6 protein-coding genes and 1 pseudogene are annotated in these 8,767 nt (G+C 59.5%); 1 reads left to right on the top strand and 6 read right to left on the bottom strand.

The genetic code is table 11. The annotated features are described in order from the left end of the window. The first annotated feature begins 451 nt into the window (after positions 1–451). Positions 452–736 (top strand): hypothetical protein, encoded by a 285-nt coding sequence (locus JQ558_RS33180; protein ID WP_212296376.1) that lies wholly within the window; start codon positions 452–454, stop codon positions 734–736. Positions 737–1,526: 790 nt separating this feature from the next. On the opposite strand, the pseudogene JQ558_RS33175 reads toward JQ558_RS33180, so the two are convergent. From JQ558_RS33175 to JQ558_RS33150, 6 genes and pseudogenes are all read right to left on the bottom strand, one after another. Then, positions 1,527–2,316 (bottom strand): annotated as a pseudogene (locus JQ558_RS33175) (SDR family oxidoreductase). A 57-nt stretch (positions 2,317–2,373) separates the two neighbouring features. Beyond that, complete coding sequence (locus JQ558_RS33170; protein WP_212296375.1) at positions 2,374–3,165, bottom strand: crotonase/enoyl-CoA hydratase family protein; 792 nt, start codon at positions 3,163–3,165, stop codon at positions 2,374–2,376. A 183-nt stretch (positions 3,166–3,348) separates the two neighbouring features. After that, on the bottom strand, positions 3,349–4,449 hold the full coding sequence (locus JQ558_RS33165; protein WP_212296374.1) for an NADH:flavin oxidoreductase: 1,101 nt from the start codon (positions 4,447–4,449) through the stop codon (positions 3,349–3,351). Between the two features lie 70 nt (positions 4,450–4,519). After that, positions 4,520–5,719 carry an ABC transporter substrate-binding protein gene (locus JQ558_RS33160; protein WP_212209128.1) on the bottom strand — a complete coding sequence of 400 codons (1,200 nt, stop codon included), beginning with the start codon at positions 5,717–5,719 and terminating at the stop codon, positions 4,520–4,522. Positions 5,720–5,829: 110 nt separating this feature from the next. Further along, the gene (locus JQ558_RS33155) at positions 5,830–7,422 is read right to left on the bottom strand and encodes a class I adenylate-forming enzyme family protein (protein ID WP_212296373.1); all 1,593 of its coding nucleotides are present in this window, start codon (positions 7,420–7,422) and stop codon (positions 5,830–5,832) included. 545 nt (positions 7,423–7,967) lie between these two features. Beyond that, complete coding sequence (locus JQ558_RS33150; protein ID WP_283813889.1) at positions 7,968–8,288, bottom strand: helix-turn-helix domain-containing protein; 321 nt, start codon at positions 8,286–8,288, stop codon at positions 7,968–7,970. Positions 8,289–8,767: the final 479 nt, after the last annotated feature.

The following is an 8,767-nucleotide window of genomic DNA, read 5'->3' as shown; positions in this document are numbered from 1 at the left end:
AAAATCGAGTACCAGTACTACGATTTCGGTACCCGGAACGCTCTCTTTACCAGCGCTGCTGGCGTCGTCACCGCTGTCGGATTCCGCAACGACGAGCATACGATCAAGGCCGGCCTGAACTACCGGTTCGGTTGGGGCAACGCGGCGGCTTCCCGTTACTGACGGCTTATAGAGATGCAGATTAAAAGGGTCAGCCGTCAGGCTGGCCCTTTTTTTATCCAACGCTGACGTGGGCTCGCGAAACTGCGCGTCGTCCCGGCTCATTCGACCGAAACCCGCGCAAGGCCACCCATGCCGATCGCGTTTGCCCCTGCCCGGCTCAGTTCGATTCACCGGCTACGGATGAACGGCCCCGCGGTCCGTAATCCGTACGCGCGCAGAGCGGCCGTTGGCCAGGTTCGTGACCGTGACGTGACCCGAATGCGCGCTTCTTGTGAGCGGCGGTGGGCGCATGCGTATTGAAGATCGAGCCATCATCACCGACGTCCGCGGATCAACGACCTACCATTACCGCTACAACAAGCGTGGCCGACTCGACCAGTTGACGATGGGCCCGACAGTGACCGCAAGCCATAGCTATCATGGCCTGGAGCGGATGGCGGTTCGCACCACCCAGAACATGACGCCTGCGGCCACAACGCACTACATCTACGACCCCGCCGGACGTCTGCTAGTCGAGGCATCGGGCACCGGGTCCCCGCAGAGAGAATATGCTGGATCGACAACTCGCCGTTAGCGCTCTTTGCTGATCTCGGAACAGGTTCGGCTCCATTCAACTTGAAAGTGTACTTTTGGCGCAGTGGGCTTTCGATCCAGCGGTTTACCCATATCGGGTGTTTCCGCAGAGACCCTGCGACAGGGCCTTTTCAACGCGATTTTGGTGGGTGCGACGAACATCAGCACGCAGCAGGCGCTCGTTGACCAAGAGGAATGTCCCCTTTGCCTATCGGACGAGGTTGGGAGAACTGGGCGGCAGTGGTGGTCAAACCCGTCTCCGCCGATAATCTCTGCAAAACGGGAATTTCCGCGGACAGGGCTGGAGACTTTCGGCAGTTTCGCCCCTGAGAGTGGGAGATCGGGAACCTGGAGACAAAGTAGAATGCGCGAAAAGCCGGGGATTTCCGGGCCTGTGAGGCGCAAGTTGCAAACTGTCGCGGAACGCAGGACTGCGTGGCTGGCGACGCAGTGGTGATCGCACCCGTCTCCAAGCGGATTCCCTGCAAACAGGGACTTTTACAGGGAAATTGACGATTTTGGCGACTTGGAGACTTTGGCAAAATCGTCAGGGACCGCGGCAACGAAGCCGTTTCGGACGTAATTCCCTACTCCAGTTAACAGGGAATCATTCTGGGCTAACAGGGTAGCTATCCGGCCGTAACAGGGAGCTTCACAGGTTTTGCATGTCAACGACCGCTTTGCGCCACGAGCGGCCGTTCGCTTACCACGCATCAGGCGAAGACTTCTCGTCACATGGCACGCAGCCAAACGCCGGCCCTGGCTGCCGAGACGCTGCCGCTGGTGGTTCCCTAGCCCGATATCACCGAAGTCAGACCGCCATCGACGGCAAGGGTCTGACCGGTGATGTGCTTGCCCGCGTCGCTGGCGAAGAGAACCGCGGCGCCTTTCAGATCGTCCTCGTCACCGATGCGGCGCAGCGGCGCGCCGGCGGCGAGCTTTTTCGACCCCGACAGCTTCGATCGTGCCCCTCGTCATCCTCGACGGAAAGAAGCCGGGCGCCAGAGCATTGGCCGTAATTCCGTAGCGTCCCCAACTACCCGCCAGGGCTCGCGTGAAGTTAACCACCGCGCCCTTGCTCGTGTTGTAGGCGATCATCTGCATATCTCCGGAACTTCCGAACAGGCCCGCGATCGACGCAAGGTTGATAATGCGGCCATACTTGTTGGGAATCATCGAGTGCTTCGCAATCTGTTGGCTGAGCAGGAACAGCGAGCGGATGTTCAGATTCATCACCTTGTCCCACGCCTCGATCGGGTGATCCTCGGTCGGCGCGCCCCAGGTTGCGCCCGCATTGTTCACCAGAATGTCTACCCGACCGAGCTTCTTGATCGTTTCGTCGGCGAGCCGCTTGACGTCTTCGTCCCTGGAATTATCAGCTGCGATCCACTCCGCCTTGATGCCGAGGCCGGCAAGATGCGCCTGGGCCTTTTCCAGATCCGGCGCCTTGCGAGAGGAAATCACGACCCGCGCCCCTTGCTCGCCTAGCGCCTCGGCGATCTGCAGCCCAAGTCCGCGGGAGCCGCCTGTAACAAGGGCATCCTTGCCGGTGAGATCGAATGCCTTCTTGATGCTTCCCATAGTCAAATCCTCTTGTGGACGAAGTTTTGCTGCGCGGTTATGTGGTCCGCGGGATCTCTATTTCCCGCGGAATACAGCCGAGCGACGTTCCACGAAGGACTGGATGCCTTCTTTCATGTCTTCGCTGCTGAAGACGCGATCCTTGATCTTGGGAATGTAATCGATCGCAGCTTTTTCACCGGCCTCGATGTATTTCAGCGCGGCTTCCTTGGTCACCTGAATGCCGATCGGCGCGTTCCTGGCGATCAGATTCGCGATCTCCATCGCGCGACCTATCTGCTGGCCGGGAGCGACGACTTCCTGAACAAATCCGATCTTGTAAGCCCGCGCTGCGTTGAACTCGTCGCACAGGAACAAATGATACATCGCATCTCCCCAGCCAGCCCGCGTCAAATACCGGAAGTGCGCACCACCAAGGGGCGCGATCCCGCGCTTGGATTCCATCTGGCAGAACCGTGCGTCGTCGGCCGCGACGACGATGTCGCCAGCCAGCATCATTTCGATGCCGATCGTAAAACAGATCCCCTGCACTGCCGTCACAATCGGCTTGCGACAACGGCTTTTCAGCGCGAACGCGTCGACGTTTCCGGGCTTGATCTCGGTATTCTCGGCCTTGGATCCAAAGAATTTCGGCATATCCAGCCCGGCTGTGAAATCAGGGCCTTCGGCGCAGAGTACCCCGACCCAGTAATCGTCCGTTCGGTCGAGAAGCGTCATCGCGTCCGACATCTGGGCCATCATCTGCGGACTGAAGGAGTTCTTCTTCGCCACATTGTCGATGATGATCTTGAAGACATGCCCGTGCACCTCGGTGCGGATCTGGCCGACATGGGTTCTAGTGTCGTTCATTTGTTGCCTCCGAATTGTTTCCAGGGGACTGTGCAACGACACGCAGGCTCCGATCGACTGGCGTGCAGCTAATTATTCCCTGCCAGCAGCTTGGAACGGTCGCCGAAGCACTGGCTACAGAAAATTTGGATTAGACCTTATTCAGTGGCGATGCGCCCTGCTTCGAACCTTTCATCGCTCTACTCAGCTCAGCGCCGCGAACGCGGTCCGCTCGAAAGCCATCAGTTCTTCCGTCCGGCCGTCACGCACCTTTAGTAGCCACTGCGGATCCTGAAGCAGCGCCCGGCCCACCGCGACGAGATCGAACTCCTCGCGATCGAGGCGGCGGATCAACTCGTCGAGGGACGCCGGACGGGAACTCTCGCCGCCGTATGCGGCGATGAATTCGCCGGTCAGACCGACCGACCCGACCGAAATCGTCGGCACGCCCGTCGCCTTCTTGGCCCATCCGGCGAAATTCAAATCGGAGCCCTCGAACTCCGGCTCCCAGAAGCGCCGTTGCGAGCAATGCAGAATGTCGACTCCCGCGTCGACCAGAGGTTTGAGCCAGGCTTCCAATGCGCGAGGCGTATCGGCCAGCTTCACTTCAAAGTTCTGCTGCTTCCATTGGCTGATGCGGAGCACTATCGGAAAATCCGTTCCGACCGCCTTGCGCACCGCGTGGACGATATCAGCGGCAAACCTGGCCCGGCCGGGCAGGTCCTTGCCACCGTAAGCATCCTCGCGGCGATTGGTGCCCTCCCAGAAGAACTGATCGATCAGATAGCCGTGCGCGCCATGCAATTCGACGGCATCGAATCCCAGGCGCTTCGCCGCAAGCGCCGCATCGGCAAAAGCGCGAATGGCGTCAGCGATGGCCTCTTCGCTCATCGGCTCGCCGAACTTCTTCTCCGGTCGCGACAGGCCGGACGGACTGTCGTAGGCGCCGGGAGGAGACCAATTCTCGGCGCGCGTGCGAACGGCTCCGACATGCCATAACTGCGGCGCCATCAGGCCACCCGCGGCGTGCACCTCGTCAACCACACGCCGCCACGCTGCCAATTCCTTATCGCCATGAAAGCGGGGAACATTCGGATCGTTCAGGGATGCCGGACGATCCACGCCCGTCCCCTCCGATATGATGAACCCGACCGCCCCTTCGGCACGGCGCCGATAGTACCGCGCGACGTCTTCGGTCGGAATTCCGCCCGGAGAGAATGAGCGCGTCATCGGAGCCATTACGACCCGGTTCGGCAAGTTAAGCCCTTTCAGCTGGAAAGGCCGGAAAAGTGCGTCGCTGGACATTCGCGCTTCCTTGGTCAGTTGGTCGCTCTGCGTGCTCCGATCACACGCATCGCTGGTTCAAAAGGCAAGCTCACTTTTCCTCGGCGCTGAGAACCTTCCCGAATTGATCCCACGTGCTGCCGTTCCAGCGCTGCAGCTGCAGCTGCGTGTACGCCATACTGCTTTCCGGCCCGGTGTTGACCGTAACACCCGGTATGAGCGTGGGGAGTGACAGCCCGCGGATGCTCCGCGATTGCTTGACGATATTCTCCCGCGAGAGATCGTCACCGCACTGCTTGAGCACCTGCTCCAGAATCTGTCCCTGCTGCGTCCCGAACACATAATTGGCATCACCGATGTCCGCGCCAGGCAGGTATTTCGCGAAATGCTCACGGTACCATTTGATGCCAGGGTCGTCGGCCCACTTCTTGTCGTTCGGATCCTTGGTGATCGTTGCTGCGATGATGCCCACCGCCTTTTCCGGTCCCGCGGGAACGATGGTTGAAGAGACCGAGCTCGAAACGAAATTGATCAGGAACAGAGGCTTCCAACCAACCTCATCGGCCTTCTTGATAGCCTGAGCCGCGAACTTCGGCGTGCCGGCAACCAGGAACGCCTCTGCGCCAGACGATTTCAACTTCACCACGTGGGAATCGATCGTCGGCTCGGTCACTTCATAGGAGGACGATACAACTTTCTTGTCGAAGTCGTCTTTCAGATAGCCTTTGAATGCATTGAGGAAGTCCTTACCCAAATCGTCGTTCTGATACAGGATCGCAATCTTGGCGTCCGGCCGGGCCTGGGTGATGTATTTCGCATAGATTCGCCCTTCCGTGTCATAGCTGGGCAGGCCCGTGGTGGTCATCGGAAATTCAGCGAAATTCGTGAACTTGGTGACGCCGCTTACGACAAACAGATGCGGCACTTTCTTCGCGTTGACGTATTTGATGGTGGCGCCGATGCCGGGCGTACCGAGCGGGCCGAACAGGAGGGCCACTTCATCGCTTTCGACGAGTTTCCTGGTCTGCTCCACCGTTTTGGGAGGGCTGTAAGCATCATCGTAAGTAATGAGATTGATCTTGCGGCCGTTGATGCCACCGCGCTCGTTGATCGAATTGACGTACGCGATCAGACCCTTCCCGGTATTGCTGAGCGGCGACGCGGGACCGCTGAACGGAAACGTAGCTCCCACCTTCACTTCGGCGCTGGTGACGCCGGGTGTTTCCGCACGCGCGTGCGCGCCGACAATCGTCACGCCGATCGCGGCCGCCAGTATAGACTTCCTGAACATCGGCTTCTCCCTTGTGCGGCGACGGGCGTCGCTCATCATTCGTTGAATTTCCGTGCGGCCTCACGACCGACTCCTGGTATGACTTCGTTCCAATCCTTGCAGTGCATCGGTCAGCCCGCGGCTGCGGCGCTGGACGCCTGCGCCGCCCGTTCGATCGCCAGCTCTCGCAGCTTGTGTTTGAGTATCTTGCCAGTGGAGGCTGACGGCAGAGCGTCGAGCACGATCAATTCGGTCGGACGCTTGTACGAAGTGAGCTGTTGGGCTGCGTACGCCTTCAGGTCTTCGGCGCTGACACTGGCGCCGGAGAGAAGTGCAACGAACGCGACGACCTCCTCGTTGCCATCAACCGGTCGTCCCACCACAGCCGATTGGACGACTTGGTCGTGCGCGTTCAGCACCGCCTCCACCTCGGCGGGATAAACGTTGAAGCCGGAGCGGATGATGAGTTCTTTGGTTCGGCCGGCGATGTAGAGATGGCCCTCGCCGTTCACTCGGGCGAGATCCCCTGTGTTGAACCATCCCTGGTCATCGATCGCCGCGGCCGTCTGCTCGGGAGAGCGATAGTAGCCAAGCATCACGTTAGGACCTCGGACGTGCAGCTCGCCCACTTCGCCGGTCGCCACCTTCTTGCCCTGCCTGTCCACGATCCGGTGCTCAATACCGGGAAGAAAGGGGCCGACCGACTCGTCCGAGACGGGATGTTCTGAACGGACACCCGACAGGCCCGGCGAACATTCGGTTATGCCGTAATTGTTCAATAGCGGGATTCCGAATTCGTCCTCGATCCGCTTCTTCAGATCGAGGTCGAGCGGAGCGCCGGCGACGGCTATGGTCCGCAGCTTGCCTCGCTCGAGTCGCTGGATACCCTTGACCGCCTTGTGTTCGAGCAGACGCTGATATGTGGCGGGAACACCGAACAGGCTCGTAATTCCCTCCTCGGCGATGGAATGGGCCAGCGCGGCGGGATCGGCCTTGGCCACAACGTACAAGGTAGCGCCGTGCATCAGCGTGGCGATCAGCAGGATCGAATACCCGACGATGTGGGACATCGGCAGCACGCCGTAGATGCGGTCGGCGGGGCCGCTTTGGCGAAGAACTCCTGAAGTCCTTGCGGTAAAGAGCAGGTTGCGGTGGCTCAGCATGACTCCCTTCGGAGCACCGGTCGTGCCCGAAGTGTAGAGAAGGCCCGCGACCTGGCGGGCGCCATCCTTTTCGACGGGCTCTGCTTGCGCATCCGCATTGAGCGGACCAATCCCGATTCCACCGAATGGCCCCACAGCGTTGATTCTAGCTCCGACGCGGCTCGCGTGATCGGCCGCTTCCTTCGAAAGCGCCGAGTTGAACAGCACACGTCTTGCGCCGCTGTGCGTTCCGATCAGATCGATCTCCCTGGCTGAGAGGCGGGGATTAACCGCAATGCCCCAAGCATCGAGCTTGCTCGCCGCGAACAGCATCGCCCCCAGGGCCACGCTGTTCTCGCTCGCTATCATCACCCGATCGCCGGGCCTGATCCCCAAATCGATGAGATCCTTCGCCGCAGCGTCGACAGCTTCCGAGAACTGCCGGTAGCTCCACGAACGCCCCCCTTCAACAAAGGCCGGATGATCCGGGATGTCCCGCACGAACGGCGCGTAGACTTCGTGCACCCTCGACGGCAGGCCATCGAGCAATTCGGCCGCAGTGATATCGTCCACGCTCCTCATGCCATCCTCCTCGCGCCTTGTTTTCGAGAGTGCTGCGTGGCCTCCCCTTTAAACGGGCAAGTCCGCTCCTCCACTTCCATCGGCCGCCGCAAGTAAATAGTTCTAAAATAGAACTGTCAAGCCGGATGGCGGAGCGCTATTCTGGAAGGAGGATGGCTTCCATCTCACGGGCTCAATTCCTATTTGGGATTGAATTGATGTGACGCGGATTATTCGGAGAAATCAGTGGGATAAGACTAACTCGGGAAAGTGCGTTGCCCGTTGGCACGCGCAGTCGCGATATCAGCGCTCGTCAGAGTCAGCTAATCCCACGCGAATGCTCGCTTCGCGTGCGCAGGTTGGAGAAGCTTGGCACAGGCATCGTTGTCTAGCGACTCGCAATCATCGCGTCATTGCTATGCCACTGCGGCATTGATCGCCAGGTGAACACTGGCTGAAGCTGGCAACTCGTCGTACGACGCCAGCTCATTGGGCGCCGTACGGTGAAACGTCTCGGCTGCTCGGGCATCCACAGCACAAAGTCCCCACGCATCACTCAACCTACGTTACAGGGAGCATGCGTTTGGCTGACGATCTTCAGCGGCGTAGTGAGGCTGAGAGACGCCTTCGATTAAACCTCCATGCTGCTTGCCCCAACTCCGAAGCGAAAGCAGTACAGGCGCCAGGCTCTGCCCGAAGGGGGAGATTTCATATTCCACCTTCGGAGGAATCTGTGGATAGGCATGGCGCACGATCACGCCATCGGCCTCCAACTCGCGCAATTGAAGGGTCAGTATCCTCTGCGTGGCGTTAGGAATGGCTCGGGACAGTTCCATGAACCGCTTCTTGCCAGCGAAGAGATGAAACAAGATCAGTGGCTTCCACATGCCGCCAATCACGGACAGTGTCACTCCGACCGCACATCCGCTCTTCGCGTCAAACCGTCTTGGACGCATAGACACCTCCAAAAATGGTCGCATATGCCATAATTATGCGTTCTGCGGCATGCAGGACACGAATTCGGGTCGGCGGAGCCTAAGCTGCGGTCACAGTCGCTCGGTTGACGTCTTTGGATGTTGCCGTCGATGCCATTTGAACCGACGTCCGGATTTATATCACATGACGGTCCTAATACAATAGATGCTCGAAGCTCCTGCAAGACAGTGGCGGATATCGACAAGGAACTCACTGACAGCGCGCCTGAGGGCTGTGCTGATAAGGCCTCGGCATGGCCGGTAGCTCCCGGACGCTCCGTCGCCATGTCAGGCCCGCTGTCATATCCGCCAAGGCCCGGCTCCCCGCTTTGGCCGTCGGGTACGTCCATAAATGATAGTATCCGCTTTAATTGTGCCTTCTTGCGAAAGAG

The sequence above is a fragment of the Bradyrhizobium sp. AUGA SZCCT0160 genome (assembly GCF_018130105.1).
Classification (GTDB): domain Bacteria; phylum Pseudomonadota; class Alphaproteobacteria; order Rhizobiales; family Xanthobacteraceae; genus Bradyrhizobium.
This window is presented reverse-complemented; position numbering and strand designations above follow the sequence as displayed.

Coding starts and splice junctions, on each gene's coding strand:
- JQ558_RS33180 (WP_212296376.1), top strand. CDS start 452: ATGCGTATTGAAGATCGAGCCATCATCACCGACGTCCGCGGATCAACG.
- JQ558_RS33170 (WP_212296375.1), bottom strand. CDS start 3,165: ATGAACGACACTAGAACCCATGTCGGCCAGATCCGCACCGAGGTGCAC.
- JQ558_RS33165 (WP_212296374.1), bottom strand. CDS start 4,449: ATGTCCAGCGACGCACTTTTCCGGCCTTTCCAGCTGAAAGGGCTTAAC.
- JQ558_RS33160 (WP_212209128.1), bottom strand. CDS start 5,719: ATGTTCAGGAAGTCTATACTGGCGGCCGCGATCGGCGTGACGATTGTC.
- JQ558_RS33155 (WP_212296373.1), bottom strand. CDS start 7,422: ATGAGGAGCGTGGACGATATCACTGCGGCCGAATTGCTCGATGGCCTG.
- JQ558_RS33150 (WP_283813889.1), bottom strand. CDS start 8,288: ATGTGGAAGCCACTGATCTTGTTTCATCTCTTCGCTGGCAAGAAGCGG.